Origin of the sequence: Devosia geojensis (assembly GCF_000969415.1) — a bacterium.
GTDB classification, from domain to species: Bacteria; Pseudomonadota; Alphaproteobacteria; order Rhizobiales; family Devosiaceae; genus Devosia; species Devosia geojensis.
Window position 1 is genome coordinate 1 of record NZ_JZEX01000124.1, and the last position, 16510, is coordinate 16510.

The following is a 16510-nucleotide window of genomic DNA, read 5'->3' on the forward strand; positions in this document are numbered from 1 at the left end:
CCTCCCAACCTCCCCCGCAAGGGGGGAGGGAGAGATCGAGGGTGGGGGGTTCGTGGATCACCAGTGCTTCCCCGCCGCCCGACTGTCACCCCGGCGAAAGCCGGGACCCAGTAAACGGCGCAGATGCGGTTCTCGCCGTGAAGCTCAAACAGAGATCCCGCTTACGAAGGAAAGGACCCAGTGAGGGGGACGGGAGTGGCGCGCCAGCCGGTCGGCCAGCGTGTACTGGGTCCCGGCTTTCGCCGGGATGACAGTCGGTGGAGGGGCACAATGGTGCACAGCACCAGGCCTGTGCCCCTACCCCTTCCGCGTCCCCGTATTGTCCCCCGGCACCCACAGCACGTCCGCCTCGCCGTTGGAATTGGCGAGCCGCGCCAGCACGAAGAGGAGGTCGGACAGCCGGTTGAGGTAGACGATCGCCTGGCTGTTGACGTCCGGCTCGACGCTCTTCAGCTCGACACAGATGCGCTCGGCGCGGCGCACCACCGTGCGCGCGACATGGCAGGCGACGGAAAGCTCGCTGCCGCCGGGCAGCACGAAGCTCTTCAACGGCGTCAGCTTTTCGTTGGCGCCGTCGATCTGCTCTTCCAGCCACTCGGTTTGACGAGGCGTGACGCGCAGCGACCTGGGTCCGTCCGCCGGATCCTCGCCCGGCGTCGCGAGATCCGAGCCGACGTCGAAGAGATCGTTCTGCACACGGGCGAGAATCGTATCGATGCGCGGCATGCCCCCGGTCGAGAGCCGCGCCTTGCCGATGAAGGCATTGGCCTCGTCGACCGTGCCGTAGGCCTCGACCCTGAGGTCGAATTTTTCCCGGCGCGGCCCGCGCACGAGCCCGGTGGTGCCGTCGTCGCCGGTTTTCGTGTAGATCTTGTTGAGCTTGACCATCGGTTAGCCGGGGGGTCGTCCGAAGAGGAAAAGCGCGCCGAGCAGCAGGACGATGGCGACGGCCTGGCCGATGACGCGCAGCCGCATCAGCTTCTGGCTGGTGTTGCCGGGCCCACCCTTGACCATGTTCCAGAGCCCCATGATCAGCACGCCGACGACGAAGAGAAGGGCGATGGCGATGGCGAAGTTGATGGCGTATTCCATGGAATAACCTGCCTCCCTGAGCCTTGGTCCCGACGATATGACGGAGACCAAGCCGCTCGTTCCCGGCCGTTCCGGCACCCAGGGCAATTCTCTTGGGTCACAAAGCGTTGGACCGGTGCCGCGCTTGCCTAACGCTACCCCCGCGCGCGCCTGCGCCGCAAGAGGGTGGTGCGCCGGGTTGGGCACGATGGTGCGTCATCCAACGATGTCATCCCGGCGCAGGCCGGGACCCATCCTGAGATGTTTCACCCGCCGCAAGGTGTATGAGCCCGGCAATCCGCAGCCAAGACAAACTACCTGGCGGCTGTGGAGAAATCTCGGGATGGGCCCCGGCCTCCGCCGGGGTGACATCGGAGCGAGGGAAGATCAAGTGCCTAACCCGATATATCCCGCCAGCGCCTCCCCCAGCGCATCGTAGATGGCGCGGATGCGGTGGCTGGTCATCAGTTCGCGGTGGCTCGTCAGCCAAACCTCGAGCGGCGGTATGCGCAGCTGCGGCAGGAGCGTGCGCAGGCCCGGCGTCCTGCCGACCAGCGGCATCTGGCCGAAGCCGATGCCGAGGCCGGCGCGGATCAGTTCCCAGAGCTGCGTCTGGCTGTCCGAGCGCAGGCGGAAATGGTCGCGCTTGAGGTCCCAGCCCATCTCGTGCGCGGCGCGGATGATGAGGTCGGAACGGTCGAGGCCGATGAGGTCGTGGGTGGTGAGCTCGTCGACCGTCTGCGGCGTGCCGCGCCGATCGAGATAGCTCTCGTGGGCGCAGCAAACGATGGGGATCTCGCCGAGCTTTCTCGTCACCAGCTCGAGCTGTGTCGGCCGGAACATGCGGATGGCGATATCGGCTTCGCGCAGCAAGAGGTTCTCGGCCGAATCGGTCGGCACGATCTCCAGGGCGATTGCCGGGTAGCGATCGCGGATCGGCCGCAGCAATCCGGGCAGCACATAGTTCGCAACCATGGTCGAGGCGGTGATGCGCACCGTGCCGCCGGGATCGGGCTGCGCTCCCTCGGCGCGGATGGCGGCTTCCGCGAGCGCCCGGCGCGCCGACGCCACCGGCTCGAAGAGCCTCAGCGCCGTCTCGTTGGGCTTGAGGCCGGAGAGCGTGCGCTCGAAGAGCAATACGCCAAGGCTTGCCTCCAGCGCCTCGATGTGCCGGCCGGCGGTCGGTTGCGAGAGGCCGAGCTTGCGCGCGGCGGCAGAAAGCGAGCCCTCCTCGACCACGCCGGCAAAGGTGCGCCAGAGCCACCAATCGGGTTCGCTATTCATTATTGTATCTCAGATGTGCAGAGATGACCAATGTCAAAACAATCATGAATGCTGCATCTCTTATGTGTCAACCGCAGGGAAACATGAAAATGGCAAAGGGCAAGATCGTCATCCTCGGCATCAACGGCCATGTCGGCCACGCGGCGGCCGAGGCGTTCGCAGCGGCCGGCTGGCAGGTCACGGGCTTCGGCCGCAGCAACCGGCAGCCGGTCGCGGGCGTCGAGTTCGTTGCGGGCGATGCCGACGACGTCGCCGCGCTGAAAGCCGCGATCGCCGACGCCGACGTGGTGTTCAACGGGCTGAACCTGCCCTACGACAAATGGTTCGACGGCCGCGCCGAAGCCCAGCTCGCCCGTGTCATCGAGGCGATGGGCGCCTCGGGCAAGACCATGCTCTTTCCGGGCAACGTCTACAATTACGCCGCGAGCGAGACGCTGCTGACGCCCGACACGCCCGAACGCCCCGAGCGGCCGCGCGGCGAGATCCGCTTGCGCATGGAGGCGATGCTCAAGGCCGCCGCCGCGCGTGGGGCTTTCCAGACCATCGTGGTGCGGGCCGGCGATTTCTTCGGGCCGGGTTCGCACAACGATTACCTCGACCTGCTGATCCTGCGCGAAGCCGCCAAGGGCCGCGTGGCGCTTGCCGCCCACGAGGTCCCACACAGTTGGGCTTACCTGCCCGATCTCGGCCGTGCGTTTGTCGCGGTCGCCGAACGGCGCGAGGAGCTTGCCGGCTACGAGGCGTTCCACTTCGCGGGCCATTTCGTCACCTCCGGCGAGGTGTTCGAGGCCATCCAGGCGGTCTCGCCGAAAATGCTGACGCGGGTGCCGACGCCCTGGACGATGCTGTCGCTCCTCGGGCTCGCCATGCCGCTGATGCGGGAAATCGTGAAGATGCGCTACCTCTGGGACAATCCCATGCGCCTGGCCGATCCGCGGCTCGAAGCCATCCTCGGCCCCGATTTCGGCACGCCGTTCGATGAGGCGATGGGGCGCACCGTCGCGCGGTTCTTCACCGAAAGCCGGCAGGCGGCCTGAACTACCCTAGGCGTCGTCCCCGCCGCCGTGCTCGCGCACGAACGTTGCGACCTCCGGCACCGGCGGCGCCTCGTGCGGACGGCCGAAGTCGGGGGCCGCGGTTTCCTGGCCGGCATCGATGATCGAGCGGCGCACGGCCCGGGTGCGGGTGAAGAGCTCTTCGAGCGCCGGCCCGTCGCCGACCCGCACCGCCCGCTGCAGCACGGACAGGTCCTCGAGGAAGCGCCCCAGCATCTCCAGCACCGCGTCGCGGTTGGTCAGGAACACGTCGCGCCACATCACCGGATCTGACGCGGCGATACGGGTGAAATCGCGAAAGCCCGAGGCCGAGAACTTGATGACTTCCGATTGCGTCGCCTGCTCGAGGTCGGCGACGGTGCCCACGATGTTGTAGGCGACGAGATGCGGCACATGGCTGGTGATGGCGAGCACCATGTCGTGATGATCGGCATCCATCGTCTCGACGTTCGAGCCCATCGCCCGCCAGAAGGCGGCAAGCTTTTCGACCGCGGCCTTGTCGACCTGTGGACCGGGGGTGAGGACGCACCAGCGGTTGGCGAAGAGCTCGGCAAAGCCCGCCGATGGCCCCGAATGCTCGGTGCCCGCCAGCGGATGGCCGGGAATGAAGTGGACGCCCTCGGGCACCAATGGCTCGACCACCTTGACCACATGCCGTTTGACCGACCCGACGTCGGAGAGGATCGCGCCCGGCTCCAGCGCCGGGGCGATCGCCTTCATCACCGCCTCGTAGGCGCCAACGGGCGTTGCGAGGATGACGAGGTCCGCACCCCGCACCGCCTCGGCCGGATCGAGCGTATAGGCATCGCCGAGATTGAGTTCGCGCGCTTCCTCGAGCGTGTCGCTGCGCCGCGTCGAGATGGCGATGACGTCGGCGAGGCCCTGCCGGCGCGCCGCGAGCGCGATGGACGAGCCGATGAGGCCGATGCCGACAAGGGCGAGCTTCCTGAATTTGACCGTCATTGGAAGTCCTTCAACACCTCGGCGACGGCGCGCATGGCGCTTTCCGTACCGATGGAAATGCGCAATCCCTGCGGGATGCCGTAGACGCCGATCTGCCGCACGATGAGGCCCTTGGCCATCAGCGCCTCGAACGCCGCATCGGCTTCAGTTTCGCTCGGAAACAGCACCAGCACGAAATTGGCCTGGCTCGGCACGACGCGCAGCCGGTTGCCCGAGAGCCTGCCCGTCAGCCACTCCCGCCACTGCGCATTGTGGGCCTTGAGCCGCGCCGTGAATTCCGTGTCCCGCGCCGCCGCGGCCCCCGCCATCTGCGCCGGCAGGTTGACGTTGAACGGGCCGCGGATGCGGTTGACCGCATCGACCACGTGCTCGGGCGCGTACATCCAGCCGATCCGCGCCGCCGCCAGCCCCATCTTGGAGAAGGTCCTGACCATCACAACATTCTCGGCCGCATCGACAAGGTCCTGCCCCACCGAATAGTCGGCCGCCGTCACGTATTCGGCGTAGGCGCTGTCGATGACGAGGAGGATATCGGGTCGCAGTCCGGCATGGAGCCGGCGCACTTCCGCGTCGCTGAGATAGGTGCCGGTCGGGTTGTTGGGATTGGCAAGCCAGACGATCCGCGTCCGCTCGCTCACCGCCGCCAGCAGCGCATCGACATCGGCGGTGAAATCCGTCTCGTCCACCAGCACGATGCGCGCGCCTGCCGCCGTGGTGACGATCGGATAGAGCGAGAACCCGTAGCGGTTCATCACCGCCTCGTCGCCCTGTCCCAGATAGCACTGTGCGATGAGGTGCAGCAGGTCGCCCGACCCGTTGCTCGCGACGATCAGGTCCGGGTCGATGCCATGGACCTCGCCGAGCGCGGTTCGCAGCACCCGCGACGAGCCTTCCGGATAGATCTCGAGATGCTCGGCGGCCTGGCGGAACGCCTCGATGGCCTTGGGACTCGCGCCCAGCGGGCTTTCGTTTGCCGAAAGCTTGATCGCCTTGCTGCCCGACGCGCCGGACTTGCCGGGCACATAGGCGGCGATGTCGAGGATGCCGGGTTGGGGCGTGGGACGGTTTGGCATGGAAGGTTGGAACTCGGGCGAAAAAACCGCGCGGACCATAGTGCGGTTGGAGGCGAAGGGGAAGCGGCTTCGCACCGAGCCTAGAGCTCCGTCATCTGCCGCGCCGCCTGCGCCGAGAGCCCAGGCACGCGTACATAGCGCTCGGCGCGCTTGCGGCGCGGCACGGCGGGAAAATTCTCCTTGCGCGCCCGTACGCAGATGACCCCGGACATCGCCGGCCCGAAGAGCCGCCCCGCCCGCTCGAAAAAGCGCGTCCATTTCAACACGATCCCCGTCTCGAACGGCGGCAGGAACAGGGCATCCCGCCACACCTCCGGCACGAACGAGTGGTCGCGCAGGAGCTTCTCGAGCTGCCCGGCCGAATACGGGTGCCCCTGCCCGAAGGGCGTGTTGTCGCGCTGCGCCCAGATGCCCCGCCGCCGCGGCACGACGAGGACGAGGTGCCCGCCCGGCGCCACCACCCGCCAGAGCTCGCGCATCAGCTCCTCGGCATCCGAGATGTGCTCGAACGCATGCACGGCAAGGACGAGATCGACCGCCGCGTCCGTCAGCGGCATTTCGAGCGGATCGCAGAGCACCGTGTGCGATGGCCCCTCGCGCGGCCAGGCGGAAGCACCCTGCCGCGCCGGCATGAAGGCGAGGACCCGCTCGGCTTCGGCCAGCGTGAAGCGCAGATAGGGCGTCGCGAACCCCAGCCCCAGCACCCGCCGCCCCCTGACAGGTCCGGAGAGCGCCGTCACCTGCTCGCGCACCAGCGCGCGCGAAATCCGCCCCAAGGGGGATTTGTAGTAGGCGATTAAGCGGGCAACGTCGATGGCCATGCCGCGAGTCTGCCGCATGGGTCGGCGCTTGTCACCATGCCGGGCGTACCGCTAGCCTTGAACCCCAAGCGAACGGAGCGCCCCATGACCCTCGTCGTCGACGTTTTTCCCGCCCGGCAGGACAATTTCGGCTATCTCGCCCACGACACGGCGACCGGCCGAACCGCGGCCATCGACGCGCCGGAAGCGGCGCCCATCCGGCAGGCCCTCGCCCATCGCGGCTGGAAACTGACCGATATTTTCATCACGCACCACCACGCCGACCACACCGAGGCGATTCCCGAGCTCAAATCCGCCTTTTCCGCGATCGTCACCGGCCCGCGCGCCGAAGCCGGCAAGATCGCGGGGCTCGATACCCTCATCGATCCCGGCGACGTGGTTGAGCTGGGCGAAAGCCGCTTCGAGGTGATCGCAACGCCCGGCCATACGCTCGGACACGTCACCTACCACGAGCGCGCCGGCGGGCACCTGTTCACCGGCGATGCGCTCTTTTCGCTCGGGTGCGGGCGCATGTTCGAGGGCGAGCCGGGCCCGATGTGGGAGGGCCTCAAGCGCCTGCGCGCGCTGCCCGACGCCACCCTCGTCTATTGCGGGCACGAATATACCGCCGCCAACGCCCGCTTCGCCCTTTCGGTCGACCCGCAGAACGATGCGTTGCTCACCCGCGCCGCCGAGGTGACGGCCCTGCGCGAGGCCGGCAAGCCCACCATTCCGGCAACGCTCGGCATCGAAAAGGCCGCCAACCCGTTCTTGCGCGCCGACGCCCCCCTTTTCGCCCGCCTCTATGGGCTCGAAGGCGCCGACCCCGCCGAGGTCTTCGCGGCCCTGCGCAAGGCCAAGGACGGTTTCTGATCTCGAGGCTGGTTCATCCGGCCTTGCGAAAAAGAAAAGCAATTTCACGCCGTTAACCACGCCGAGAGGTTCCGGGGCACTTCCGCCCGATTCCCGTTGCAGCCGAGACGCCGATCACGACGTTATGGTCGCGAGGCCCCGCCCCTCCCCCAACGGGCGGACGTGGCCCGCGATGCTGAGGTGGCGCGGCGATGTCGCACGAAGAATCCGAAGAGCGTATCGAGCCGGAATTCCGGCTGCCCGTGCCGGTCGAACCGCGCCAGCCTCGCCCGTCCCTCGCCCGCTCCTCGCCGGCCGCCGCGTTCCTCAGCCAGCTCATCGCCGCCCGCTCCCGCCTCGAGCCGCAGAAGGAAATGCGCCGCGCGCCGGTGGACATCGCGCTCGACGCCTATTCGACCGGCGCCAAGATCACCGTGCGCCGCATGCCCAAGGGCTACCGCAAGACGCTGGTGATCTGAGGCGGCCTGCCGCGCTGGCAACGCACCCGGGGAGCAGTCGTGTGCTTCCGCTCCGTTTCACACACCTTGCGGCTGGCGCTGCATCTCAAGATGAGTCCCGACTTTCGCCGGGATGGCAGCCGGTGGGTCCGTAAGATGGTGCCCAGTCCCTCCGGACAGTCCTGCCTCAAGGGAGAGGCCAGGAGCTCTACCGCCTTACGTCTTGCCCGCCGTCGGCCCGACCATGTTCTCGGGCCTCACTTCCGCATCGAACTCCTCGCCCGCCAGGAGGCCGAGCTCGATCGCCGATTCCTTCAAGGTCAGGCCCTTCTTGTGGGCGTTCTTGGCAATCTTTGCCGCGTTGTCGTAGCCGATCTTGCGGTTGAGGGCGGTGACCAGCATCAGCGAGTTGTTGAGGTGCTCGGCGATGCGTTTACGGTCCGGCTCGATGCCGATGGCGCAGTGGTCGTTGAAGCTCTTGGCCGCATCGGCGAGGAGCCGCACCGACTGCAGGAAATTGTAGGCGATGACCGGCTTGAAGACGTTGAGCTCGAAATTGCCCTGGCTGGCGGCAAAGCCGATGGCCGCGTCATTGCCCATCACCTGCACGGCCACCATCGTCATGGCTTCCGACTGGGTGGGGTTGACCTTGCCCGGCATGATCGAGGAGCCCGGCTCGTTCTCGGGAATGGTGATTTCCCCCAGCCCAGAGCGTGGCCCGGAAGCGAGCCAGCGCACGTCGTTGGCGACCTTCATCAGGGCGGCGGCAAGCTGCTTCAAGGCGCCCGAGGTGCCGACGAACGCATCGTGCCCGGCCATCACGGCGAACTTGTTGGGGGCGGTGACGAAATCATGGCCGGTCAATTTGGCGATCTCGCCGGCAACGGTTACGCCATAGTCGGGATGGGCGTTGAGCCCCGTGCCGACGGCGGTGCCGCCGAGCGCCAGTTCCTTCAGCTGCGGGAGCGTCGCCTTGATCGCCTTGACGGCGAGGTCGATCTGCGCAACCCACCCGCTCATCTCCTGGCCGAGCGTCAGCGGGGTCGCATCCTGCAGGTGCGTGCGGCCGATCTTGACGACGTCGGCGAACTCGCGGGCCTTGGCCTCGAGGGTCGCGCGCAGCACCTCGACGCGCGGGAAAAGGTAGCCCTCGAGCGCCTCGACGGCGGCGATGTGCATGGCCGTCGGATAGGTGTCGTTGGACGACTGGCTCATGTTGACGTGGTCATTGGGATGGATGGGCTTCTTGCTTCCCATCTGGCCGCCGGCCATCTCGATGGCGCGGTTGGAGATGACCTCGTTGACGTTCATGTTGGACTGGGTGCCCGAGCCCGTCTGCCAGACGACGAGCGGGAAGTGGTCGGCGAGCTTGCCGGCGATCACCTCGTCGGCGGCCGCGATAATCAGGTCGCGCGTCTTCTCGTCCATGAGGCCGAGCTTGTGGTTGGCGAGCGCGGCAGCTTTCTTGAGGATACCGAAGGCGGTGATGATCTCGGTGGGCATGCGCTCACCGCCGATGTCGAAATTGGCGAGGCTGCGGGCCGTCTGGGCGCCGTAATATTTGTCGGCCGGCACGTTAATGGTGCCCATGGAATCCGATTCAACCCGCATGCTCATCGGCTCTGTTGTCTCCGCTGGTTTGTGCGCTTGGCCCTAGCGCCGCGCGAGCGCAAATACAAGGCCAATCGGGAAAGGAAAAGGGCCGGTTTCCTTGAGGAAACCGGCCCTTTCAAGACTGGACGAGCCCAAGCGGGAGAGCCTTAGCTCTTGCGCGGCTCGAGAACCTGCCGGCCGCGATACATGCCGGTCTTGAGGTCGATGTGGTGCGGACGGCGCAGCTCGCCCGAATCCTTGTCCTCGACATAGGCCGGCGCGGCAATCGCATCGGCCGAACGGCGGAAGCCACGCTTCATCGGCGAGGTCTTGCGTTTTGGCACTGCCATGGTCGTTACTCCGAATTCAATAAGGTTTCGCGCCGCATGGCGGCCAACAGACGCCTGTCTGTCATGGAATTGGCGGCCTCTATACAGAAGGACGAGCCGCTTGGCTAGGGGGTAATGGTTGCTTGCTCCTCTCTGCAAGGCCCCACTTGCACGTGCCAAATTCTGTCAGTACATAAATTATGGTCTGTGGGGGCGGGCTGAATGTACGAGTGGGACGAGGACAAGGAAGCACGCAACAGGGCCAAGCATCGTATCGGTTTCTCGTCCGTCTGGCAGTTCGAATGGGATACTGCCGTCTACGAGAGGGACGACCGGTACGACTACGGCGAGGAGCGTTTCCGGGCGTTCGGCTATATCGGGGAGCGTCCGTTCTGCCTGGTCTACACCCCTCGCGGTGAGAACCTGCGCATCATCAGCCTGCGTCCAATGCACGAGAAGGAGGCCAGACGCTATGGCATCTCGAAACGCTAAACCCAAACCGCCGCCGAACTACGATCCGGCCGCGCCCCTGACCGATGAAGAGATTACTCGGCTGCGCCCAGCGCGGGAGTTCTTCGCCGAGCGTGGGATCCCCATGCCCCGACCCGTCGGCCGTCCGCGCCAGAACAAGACCAAAGTGCGCGTCACCATGCGCCTCGATCCCGATGTCCTCGATTATTTCAGGAGCCAGGGACCGGGCTGGCAAACCCGTATGGGCAAGATATTGGCCGAGGCGGCGGGCAAGAAGGACTAGGGTGTGTTGAGATTCAGGTGATGCCGGGCTGCAAATGCCCGTCTTCTGCGCTTCCGGTGCTCACGTACCCGAACGTACGCTGCGCGCCGGTTCTCGAAGCCGGCCATTTTCGCCTCGGCCTGACCTGAATCTTAACACTCCCTAAAGCGCCAGCGTGCCGCTGGGCGACACGCACGCCGCCCGCTGCCCGTATTCGCGTGCCCGTTCCTCGACGATGCCGGCGATGCGCCGCTGGTTGGGCCCCGGATTGCCCGGCAGCCGTACGTGCGGGTTGGGCAGCGCCGTGACAAGTAATGCCGCACGGTCCCAGGGCAGGTTCTGCGGCGCAATGCCGAACGCCGCCTGCGCTCCCGCGGCGGCGCCGAATTCGCCGTCCGGTCCCCACTCGGCGATGTTCAAATAGATCTCCATGATCCGTTCCTTGGAGAGGATGAGGTCGATATAGACCGCGAGCGGGATCTCCAGCCCCTTGCGGATGAAGGAGCGGTCGTTCCAAAGGAAGAGGTTGCGCGCCACCTGCATGGTGATGGTCGAGGCGCCGCGCGTTGGGCGGCCGGCGAAAAGGTCCTCGACCTCCGTGCGCAGCGCTCCGAGGTCGATGCCCCAGTGGCGGCAGAACTGTCCGTCCTCGCTCATCACCACGGAAGCCTTGAGACGGTCCGAGATATCGGCGATGTCGCGCCACTCGCGCTCGACCCGCTGGCCGGTGAGATAGCGCACGAGCATCGGCACCGAGACCGGATCGACGAGGATGTAGACGGGCGTCAGGATCAGCGGGATGGCCACCAGCACGGCGAGCGCCCCCGCGATCCATCGCAGGAGGCGGCGCAGGGGACGGTTGTGCGTGCGCTTTGGCATGGGCGGGCTTTGATGCCATAAGCTCAATGCCTTGTCTTGCCCCAATCGCGCCGATTGGTTAGCTCTCAACACACGATGCTGAAGCCCTATGACTTTGCCAACGAGGTTGCCGACTGCGCCCGCTCCGTCGAGGCGGCGCTCGACCGCTATCTCGACCGCGCGCGCCTCTCGGGTCCTGGCCCGGCGGCCGAGCGGGTGGTCGCGGCCATGCGCCACGGCAGCCTCAACGGCGGCAAGCGCCTGCGCCCCCTGCTGGTGCGCCAGGCCGCGCAGGTCTTCGGCGTTTCGCCCGAGGCTTCGCTGCAGGCCGGCCTCGCCGTCGAGGCAGTGCACTGCTATTCGCTGATCCATGACGACCTGCCCGCCATGGACGACGACGACCTGCGCCGCGGCCAGCCGACCGTGCATGTCGCCTTCGACGAGGCGACCGCCATCCTTGCCGGCGACGCGCTCCTCACCCACGCCTTCGCCATCCTCGCCGAGGAGAGCTGCCACCCGGACCCGGCCGTGCGCATCGCGCTCGTTGCCGAGCTGGCCGCCGGCAGCGGCGCGGGCGGGATGGTCGGCGGGCAGATGCGCGACATCGAGGGGGAAAAGGGCGGCTTTTCCAACGGCGACATCGAGACGATGCAGGCCATGAAAACCGGCGCCCTCATCCGCGCGAGCGTGCGGATGGGCGCGATCCTCGGACAGGCCGACCCGCGCGCCCTCTCCGCCATGACCGCTTATGCCGAGGCGGCCGGCCGCGCCTTCCAGCTCGCCGACGACATCCTCGACGTCACCGCCACCTCCGAGGCGATGGGCAAGGCGACCGGCAAGGACGAGGGGCGCGGCAAGCAGACCCTCGTCGGCCAGTTGGGTCTCGAGGAGGCGCGCCGCACCCTCGAGGCGATGGTCGCCGACGCGGTCATGGCGCTGCGCACGTTCGGGCCCCGCGCCGACGGCCTGCGTTCGACGGCGCGCTATTTTGCAACGAGGAAGAACTAGCCGTGCCCATGACCTCCTGCCGACCCGGCGATTTGATTGAAATGTTATCGTACTCCTGGCCCAGGGTTTAATGATGAGTCTTGCCTCCGTCCGCGCCGATCTCGCCCAACGCGCCCCCGACCTTTCCGTCATCGAGACGCAAGCTTCGACCGCCACGGTCCAACTTGCCGCCGAGGTGCATGGGTGCGAGCCCGGCCAGATCGCCAAGACCCTCTGCATCCGCGTCAACGGCGACGTGCTGCTCCTCGTCACCCGCGGCGACGCCCGCCTCGACAACCAGAAAGCCAAATCCGCCTTCGGCGGACGCCCGCGCATGCTCGGGGCCGAGGAGGTCGAGGTCCTCACCAGCCACAAGGTCGGCGGCGTCTGCCCCTTCGGCCTGCCCCAACCCCTGCCGACCTATTGCGACGTTTCGCTGAAGGTCTACGACGAGGTGATCCCGGCGGCCGGTTCGACGCATTCATCCGTGCGCCTAACGGTTGAACGGCTGGTTGAATTGTGCGGGGGCAGGTGGGCGGACGCCTGCCTGGTGCCGGTGGAGGTGGCTTGAGGGCCCCCTCACCCGCCCCTTGCTGCGCAAGGGTCGACCTCTCCCCCAAAGGGAGAGGTGTGGCACGGTGCCCTTCTTCACCTCTCCCTTTGGGGGAGAGGTCGGCGCGAAGCGCCGGGTGAGGGGGCCTTCCTCTATTTCAACCGCTTCCTCATGAACCAGCGCCGGTGCGCCGGCACCACATCGCCCTCGCGATTCTCCAGCCTCCCGAACGCCTCGTAGCCCATCCGCTCGTAGAACCCGGCGGCGTCCGGCATCGAGGTATCGAGCCAGGCTCCATGGCAACCGCGGCGAAGACCTTCGGCTTCCCCCTCGGCCATCAGCGCGCGGCCCAGCCCCCTGCCCCGCTGGCTGTCCGCGACCCAGAGGAGCTTCACCAGCAGCCAACCATAAGCCGTCGAGGCGGCGAGCCCCGCGATCAGCACGCCGCTTTCGTCGCGGATGGAGAGGGTGAAACTAGAATTGAGCGCCTGCGGCTGACTCGAGCGGATCGCGGCCAGGAGCTCACGCTCGAGCTCGTCGACGAGCGCAGGCTCGGCCTCGGCGAGGACGATCCGCGGCGCGCTCACTCGGCCGCCTGCGCGAGTGTCAAACGTGCGATCTCGACGCCCAGAGCGCGACGAAGCTCGCCATGGATGTCCTCGGAAAACAGTTCGGCGGTCGACCAATCGTAGAGCCAGATCGGCATGACGCGGCGCTCCTCGGTCTCGCTGACATAGCGCGGCACGATATGGGCGTGGAGCGCCGGGTCGGTATTGCCGAGAATGTCGTAATTGACCCGGAGGCAGCCGGTCACAGCCAGCAATGCATCGCCGATCAGCACCATATCCGTAAGGAAACTAATCCGCTCGCGCGGCCCGAGATCGTTTAGCGTCGTCACAACCGGATCGGCGAGCAGGATGAGCTGTCCGGGAACGACCTGCTTGTCGCTCATCACTACCCAACCACTACTGACGCGGGCGACCAGCCAGGGATTGCGGCCCTCGCGGGCCAAGGCAACCCGCTGGCCGACGACGGTGTCAGCCGGCGCGCTCACTCGGCCGCCTGCTGGCCGGCGCCGAACTTCTTTTCGATATAGTCGGCGACCATCGCCTTGAACTGGTCGGCGACGTCCGCACCGCGCAGCGTTGCGACCTTTTCGCCATCGATGAAGACGGGGGCGGCCGGGGTCTCGCCGGTGCCGGGCAGCGAAATGCCGATATTGGCGTGCTTCGACTCACCCGGGCCGTTGACGATGCAGCCCATGACGGCGACTGAGAGCGTCTCGACGCCGGGATAGCGCTCGCGCCACTCGGGCATCGAAGTGTTGAGGTGGTCCTGGATATCCTTGGCGAGCGTCTGGAACGTCGTCGAGGTGGTGCGCCCGCAGCCCGGGCACGCGGCAACGACCGGCAGGAACTGGCGAAAGCCCATGGTCTGCAGCAGTTCCTGCGCGACCTTGACCTCGGTGGTGCGATCGCCGCCCGGCTCCGGGGTCAGCGAGATGCGGATGGTGTCGCCGATGCCCTGCTGCAAGAGGATGCCCATGGCGGCCGAGGAGGCGACGATGCCCTTGCTCCCCATGCCGGCTTCTGTGAGGCCGAGATGGAGCGCGTAGTCGCAACGCGCCGCGAGGTCCTGATAGACGGCGATGAGGTGCTGGACGTCGGACACCTTGGTGGAAAGGATGATGCGGTCGCGTCCGAGCCCGATCTCCTCGGCGCGTTGGGCCGAGAGCAGCGCCGACTGGATGATGGCCTCGCGCTGGACAGCGGCGGCCGACATCGGGTTCGGCGAAACGGCGTTCTCGTCCATCAGGCGCGTCAGGAGCTCCTCGTCGAGCGAGCCCCAGTTGACGCCGATGCGCACGGGCTTGTCGTAGCGGATGGCGAGCTCGATGAGGGTGGCGAACTGCAGGTCGCGCTTGGCCTTGAAGCCGACATTGCCAGGATTGATCCGATACTTGGCCAGCGCCTCGGCACAGGCCGGATGGTCGGTGAGGAGCTTGTGGCCGATGTAGTGGAAATCACCGACCAGCGGCACATCATAGCCCATGGAGGCAAGGCGATCGCGGATATGCGGCACGGCGGCGGCGGATTCGTCGCGGTCGACGGTGATCCGCACGATCTCTGAGCCGGCGCGGGCAAGCTGCATGACCTGGCGTACGGTCGCATCGATGTCGGCGGTATCGGTATTGGTCATCGACTGCACGACGACGGACGCGCCGCCGCCGACGAGGACGCCGCCCACATTGACACCCACCGATTTGCGCCGCGCAGCCGGACCTGCCATCTTGCTTCACCTCGTGACCCGGCAGAAATAGTAGGAAGCGCCTAATCCTGCAATGTTGCGGATCGATGACGGGGAGGAAACGCCATGCAGCATATAGTCGCCGCACTCGCCCTGCTGCTCATGGGGCTCGCTCCCGTATCGGCGCAACCGCTGACCGGGAACGTCGCCATCCACGACCCGACCATTGCGGTGCTCGAGGATGGCTTTGCCTCCTTCGCCACCGGCGTCGAGGGCGCCGGGGATGGCGGCCAGATCCGCACCAAGTCGTCGCCGGACGGTATCGACTGGCAGGAGACCGGCGCCCTGCCCGGCGGCATGCCGCAGTGGGTGATCGAGGAAATGGGCTTCACGCCCAAGAACATCTGGGCGCCTTCGGTTTCCGAGCACGCCGGCAGGCACTATCTCTACTATTCTGCATCGACCTTCGGGCGCAACGACAGCGTCATCGGGCTGATGACCAATGACGATCTCCAGGCCGCCGACCCCACCGCCGGATGGCAGGACCAGGGACTCGTCGTCCGCTCGCGGCCCGGCGGCGACTTCAACGCCATCGACCCGTTCCGCATCGACAGCGGCGGCAGGGCGTGGCTCGCCTACGGCTCCTATTGGCAGGGCATAAGGCTGGTCGAGATCGATCCGAAAGGCGGCAAGCCGCTCGAAGGCGCGCAAGCCACCTTCATCGCCTCGCGCGACGGCGGCGCCATCGAAGCGCCGGCCATCCTCGAACACGAGGACAGGTTCTACCTCTTCGTCTCGTTCGATGCCTGCTGCCGCGGCGTCGGCTCCACCTATCGCATCATGGTCGGGCGGGCGGGCGGCATCCAAGGGCCTTACCTCGACCGCGAGGGCAAACCCATGCTCGAAGGCGGCGGCACCGAGATCGTGGCAACGACGGGCAACCACATCGGGCCGGGCGGGCAGGAAGTGTTCATGCGCGACGGCGAGCCGTGGCTTGCCTTCCACTTCTACAACCGCGCCCTGGGTGGGACGCCCAACCTCTACCTGGCGCCGATCGAATGGGAGGACGGCTGGCCGGTGATTGGGCCGCTGGAGTAAAAGGGAACTACTGAACATGCAACGTGCACTGAGCCTCACCTCGCCGCTTCGGGGAGAGGTCGGCGCTCAGCGCCGGGTGAGGGGGCGCGATCCCAGTGCTCGAGCCGAGAGCCTGTATCGCTCACCCTCGGATGAACGCGGAAATCCTCTTCCTCCCCCAATGGGCGAGGGAAGACGAAGCATTGTGATTGCCCCGATCTTGAACCACGCCGGACCGGGGCCATTTATGGGTCATGATCAAGATGCTCATTCCCCGCCTCGTCCTCTTCCGCAAGGAAGTCGTCCAGCTCTGGAAGGCCCTCTTTGCGCCGGAGACACCGCTTCACCTCAAGGTCGCGACGCTGTTCGTCGCCTTCTACCTGGTGAACCCGTTCGACATCCTGCCGGACTTCGTGCCCCTCTTCGGTTGGGTGGACGACCTGATCCTGGTGCCGCTGATGGTGAGCTGGATCGTCTCGCGCCTGCCGGTTCCGGCAAAGGCACGGGCGCGATCCGGCCGAGGCGCGACCATCGACGGCAACGCGCGGCGTATCTAAACAAGAAGCCCGGCAATGCC

The 16510-nt window shown here is 66.6% G+C and carries 21 protein-coding genes; 9 read left to right on the forward strand and 12 right to left on the reverse strand.

Annotated elements, in window-relative coordinates:
- Positions 1 to 297 precede the first annotated feature (297 nt).
- The 3 genes from VE25_RS14445 to VE25_RS14455 form a co-directional block, all read right to left on the reverse strand.
- Complete coding sequence (locus VE25_RS14445; protein WP_046109350.1) at positions 298 to 888, reverse strand: cob(I)yrinic acid a,c-diamide adenosyltransferase; 591 nt, start codon at positions 886 to 888, stop codon at positions 298 to 300.
- 3 nt (positions 889 to 891) lie between these two features.
- Positions 892 to 1092 carry a twin transmembrane helix small protein gene (locus VE25_RS14450; RefSeq protein WP_046109351.1) on the reverse strand — a complete coding sequence of 67 codons (201 nt, stop codon included), beginning with the start codon at positions 1090 to 1092 and terminating at the stop codon, positions 892 to 894.
- Between the two features lie 366 nt (positions 1093 to 1458).
- Positions 1459 to 2355 carry a LysR family transcriptional regulator gene (locus VE25_RS14455; RefSeq protein ID WP_046109352.1) on the reverse strand — a complete coding sequence of 299 codons (897 nt, stop codon included), beginning with the start codon at positions 2353 to 2355 and terminating at the stop codon, positions 1459 to 1461.
- An 89-nt stretch (positions 2356 to 2444) separates the two neighbouring features.
- Here VE25_RS14455 and VE25_RS14460 point away from each other — a divergent pair, with 89 nt between their 5' ends.
- Positions 2445 to 3392 carry an NAD-dependent epimerase/dehydratase family protein gene (locus VE25_RS14460; protein WP_052731986.1) on the forward strand — a complete coding sequence of 316 codons (948 nt, stop codon included), beginning with the start codon at positions 2445 to 2447 and terminating at the stop codon, positions 3390 to 3392.
- 6 nt (positions 3393 to 3398) lie between these two features.
- Here the strand turns inward: VE25_RS14460 and VE25_RS14465 are convergent, their stop codons facing one another.
- The 3 genes from VE25_RS14465 to VE25_RS14475 all read right to left on the reverse strand — a co-directional run bounded on the left by VE25_RS14465 (position 3399) and on the right by VE25_RS14475 (position 6285).
- Positions 3399 to 4373, reverse strand: coding sequence for a prephenate/arogenate dehydrogenase family protein (locus tag VE25_RS14465; RefSeq protein WP_046109353.1), 975 nt, complete (start codon positions 4371 to 4373; stop codon positions 3399 to 3401).
- Positions 4370 to 5446 (reverse strand): histidinol-phosphate transaminase, encoded by a 1077-nt coding sequence (gene hisC, locus VE25_RS14470; protein ID WP_046109462.1) that lies wholly within the window; start codon positions 5444 to 5446, stop codon positions 4370 to 4372. Before hisC ends, VE25_RS14465 begins: the two co-directional genes overlap by 4 nt.
- Positions 5447 to 5526: 80 nt before the next feature.
- Entirely contained in the window at positions 5527 to 6285 is a 759-nt protein-coding gene (locus VE25_RS14475; RefSeq protein WP_083988964.1) for a class I SAM-dependent methyltransferase, read from the reverse strand.
- A 66-nt stretch (positions 6286 to 6351) separates the two neighbouring features.
- Here VE25_RS14475 and gloB point away from each other — a divergent pair, with 66 nt between their 5' ends.
- Positions 6352 to 7119 carry a hydroxyacylglutathione hydrolase gene (gene gloB, locus VE25_RS14480; protein ID WP_046109355.1) on the forward strand — a complete coding sequence of 256 codons (768 nt, stop codon included), beginning with the start codon at positions 6352 to 6354 and terminating at the stop codon, positions 7117 to 7119.
- A gap of 191 nt (positions 7120 to 7310) precedes the next feature.
- Positions 7311 to 7577, forward strand: coding sequence for a hypothetical protein (locus VE25_RS14485; RefSeq protein WP_046109356.1), 267 nt, complete (start codon positions 7311 to 7313; stop codon positions 7575 to 7577).
- A 195-nt stretch (positions 7578 to 7772) separates the two neighbouring features.
- Here VE25_RS14485 and fumC read toward each other — a convergent pair whose 3' ends face one another.
- On the reverse strand, positions 7773 to 9173 hold the full coding sequence (gene fumC / locus VE25_RS14490; RefSeq protein ID WP_046109357.1) for a class II fumarate hydratase: 1401 nt from the start codon (positions 9171 to 9173) through the stop codon (positions 7773 to 7775).
- 143 nt (positions 9174 to 9316) lie between these two features.
- A complete protein-coding gene (rpmF, locus tag VE25_RS14495) occupies positions 9317 to 9499 on the reverse strand; it encodes a 50S ribosomal protein L32 (RefSeq protein WP_046109358.1) in 183 nt (60 codons plus the stop codon).
- 201 nt (positions 9500 to 9700) lie between these two features.
- On the opposite strand from rpmF, the gene VE25_RS14500 reads away from it, so the two are divergent.
- Positions 9701 to 9970: a BrnT family toxin gene (locus VE25_RS14500; RefSeq protein ID WP_046109359.1), complete on the forward strand. Its 270-nt coding sequence runs from the start codon at positions 9701 to 9703 to the stop codon at positions 9968 to 9970.
- Positions 9951 to 10232, forward strand: a complete 282-nt coding sequence (locus tag VE25_RS22405; protein ID WP_046109360.1) for a BrnA antitoxin family protein — start codon at positions 9951 to 9953, stop codon at positions 10230 to 10232. The genes VE25_RS14500 and VE25_RS22405 overlap by 20 nt, the downstream gene beginning before the upstream one ends.
- A gap of 141 nt (positions 10233 to 10373) precedes the next feature.
- Here VE25_RS22405 and VE25_RS14510 read toward each other — a convergent pair whose 3' ends face one another.
- On the reverse strand, positions 10374 to 11090 hold the full coding sequence (locus tag VE25_RS14510) for a transglycosylase domain-containing protein (protein WP_201776096.1): 717 nt from the start codon (positions 11088 to 11090) through the stop codon (positions 10374 to 10376).
- A gap of 75 nt (positions 11091 to 11165) precedes the next feature.
- On the opposite strand from VE25_RS14510, the gene VE25_RS14515 reads away from it, so the two are divergent.
- Together VE25_RS14515 and VE25_RS14520 are read left to right on the forward strand one after the other, a co-directional pair.
- Complete coding sequence (locus tag VE25_RS14515; protein ID WP_046109361.1) at positions 11166 to 12077, forward strand: polyprenyl synthetase family protein; 912 nt, start codon at positions 11166 to 11168, stop codon at positions 12075 to 12077.
- A gap of 73 nt (positions 12078 to 12150) precedes the next feature.
- A complete protein-coding gene (locus VE25_RS14520) occupies positions 12151 to 12627 on the forward strand; it encodes a YbaK/EbsC family protein (protein ID WP_046109464.1) in 477 nt (158 codons plus the stop codon).
- A gap of 134 nt (positions 12628 to 12761) precedes the next feature.
- Here the strand turns inward: VE25_RS14520 and VE25_RS14525 are convergent, their stop codons facing one another.
- The 3 genes from VE25_RS14525 to ispG are packed head-to-tail and all read right to left on the reverse strand — an operon-like array spanning position 12762 to position 14898.
- On the reverse strand, positions 12762 to 13196 hold the full coding sequence (locus VE25_RS14525; RefSeq protein ID WP_046109362.1) for a GNAT family N-acetyltransferase: 435 nt from the start codon (positions 13194 to 13196) through the stop codon (positions 12762 to 12764).
- On the reverse strand, positions 13193 to 13663 hold the full coding sequence (locus VE25_RS14530) for an HIT family protein (RefSeq protein ID WP_046109363.1): 471 nt from the start codon (positions 13661 to 13663) through the stop codon (positions 13193 to 13195). The genes VE25_RS14525 and VE25_RS14530 overlap by 4 nt, the downstream gene beginning before the upstream one ends.
- Positions 13660 to 14898, reverse strand: a complete 1239-nt coding sequence (gene ispG, locus VE25_RS14535) for a flavodoxin-dependent (E)-4-hydroxy-3-methylbut-2-enyl-diphosphate synthase (protein WP_046109364.1) — start codon at positions 14896 to 14898, stop codon at positions 13660 to 13662. Before ispG ends, VE25_RS14530 begins: the two co-directional genes overlap by 4 nt.
- Before the next feature lie 84 nt (positions 14899 to 14982).
- Here ispG and VE25_RS14540 point away from each other — a divergent pair, with 84 nt between their 5' ends.
- Both VE25_RS14540 and VE25_RS14545 read left to right on the forward strand, forming a co-directional pair.
- Positions 14983 to 15954, forward strand: a complete 972-nt coding sequence (locus VE25_RS14540; RefSeq protein WP_046109365.1) for an arabinan endo-1,5-alpha-L-arabinosidase — start codon at positions 14983 to 14985, stop codon at positions 15952 to 15954.
- Positions 15955 to 16187: 233 nt separating this feature from the next.
- Positions 16188 to 16490, forward strand: a complete 303-nt coding sequence (locus VE25_RS14545) for a YkvA family protein (RefSeq protein ID WP_046109366.1) — start codon at positions 16188 to 16190, stop codon at positions 16488 to 16490.
- Positions 16491 to 16510 lie beyond the last annotated feature (20 nt).

Coding starts and splice junctions, on each gene's coding strand:
- VE25_RS14445 (WP_046109350.1), bottom strand. CDS start 888: ATGGTCAAGCTCAACAAGATCTACACGAAAACCGGCGACGACGGCACC.
- VE25_RS14450 (WP_046109351.1), bottom strand. CDS start 1,092: ATGGAATACGCCATCAACTTCGCCATCGCCATCGCCCTTCTCTTCGTC.
- VE25_RS14455 (WP_046109352.1), bottom strand. CDS start 2,355: ATGAATAGCGAACCCGATTGGTGGCTCTGGCGCACCTTTGCCGGCGTG.
- VE25_RS14460 (WP_052731986.1), top strand. CDS start 2,445: ATGGCAAAGGGCAAGATCGTCATCCTCGGCATCAACGGCCATGTCGGC.
- VE25_RS14465 (WP_046109353.1), bottom strand. CDS start 4,373: ATGACGGTCAAATTCAGGAAGCTCGCCCTTGTCGGCATCGGCCTCATC.
- hisC (WP_046109462.1), bottom strand. CDS start 5,446: ATGCCAAACCGTCCCACGCCCCAACCCGGCATCCTCGACATCGCCGCC.
- VE25_RS14475 (WP_083988964.1), bottom strand. CDS start 6,285: ATGCGGCAGACTCGCGGCATGGCCATCGACGTTGCCCGCTTAATCGCC.
- gloB (WP_046109355.1), top strand. CDS start 6,352: ATGACCCTCGTCGTCGACGTTTTTCCCGCCCGGCAGGACAATTTCGGC.
- VE25_RS14485 (WP_046109356.1), top strand. CDS start 7,311: ATGTCGCACGAAGAATCCGAAGAGCGTATCGAGCCGGAATTCCGGCTG.
- fumC (WP_046109357.1), bottom strand. CDS start 9,173: ATGAGCATGCGGGTTGAATCGGATTCCATGGGCACCATTAACGTGCCG.
- rpmF (WP_046109358.1), bottom strand. CDS start 9,499: ATGGCAGTGCCAAAACGCAAGACCTCGCCGATGAAGCGTGGCTTCCGC.
- VE25_RS14500 (WP_046109359.1), top strand. CDS start 9,701: ATGTACGAGTGGGACGAGGACAAGGAAGCACGCAACAGGGCCAAGCAT.
- VE25_RS22405 (WP_046109360.1), top strand. CDS start 9,951: ATGGCATCTCGAAACGCTAAACCCAAACCGCCGCCGAACTACGATCCG.
- VE25_RS14510 (WP_201776096.1), bottom strand. CDS start 11,090: ATGCCAAAGCGCACGCACAACCGTCCCCTGCGCCGCCTCCTGCGATGG.
- VE25_RS14515 (WP_046109361.1), top strand. CDS start 11,166: ATGCTGAAGCCCTATGACTTTGCCAACGAGGTTGCCGACTGCGCCCGC.
- VE25_RS14520 (WP_046109464.1), top strand. CDS start 12,151: ATGAGTCTTGCCTCCGTCCGCGCCGATCTCGCCCAACGCGCCCCCGAC.
- ispG (WP_046109364.1), bottom strand. CDS start 14,898: ATGGCAGGTCCGGCTGCGCGGCGCAAATCGGTGGGTGTCAATGTGGGC.
- VE25_RS14540 (WP_046109365.1), top strand. CDS start 14,983: ATGCAGCATATAGTCGCCGCACTCGCCCTGCTGCTCATGGGGCTCGCT.
- VE25_RS14545 (WP_046109366.1), top strand. CDS start 16,188: ATGATCAAGATGCTCATTCCCCGCCTCGTCCTCTTCCGCAAGGAAGTC.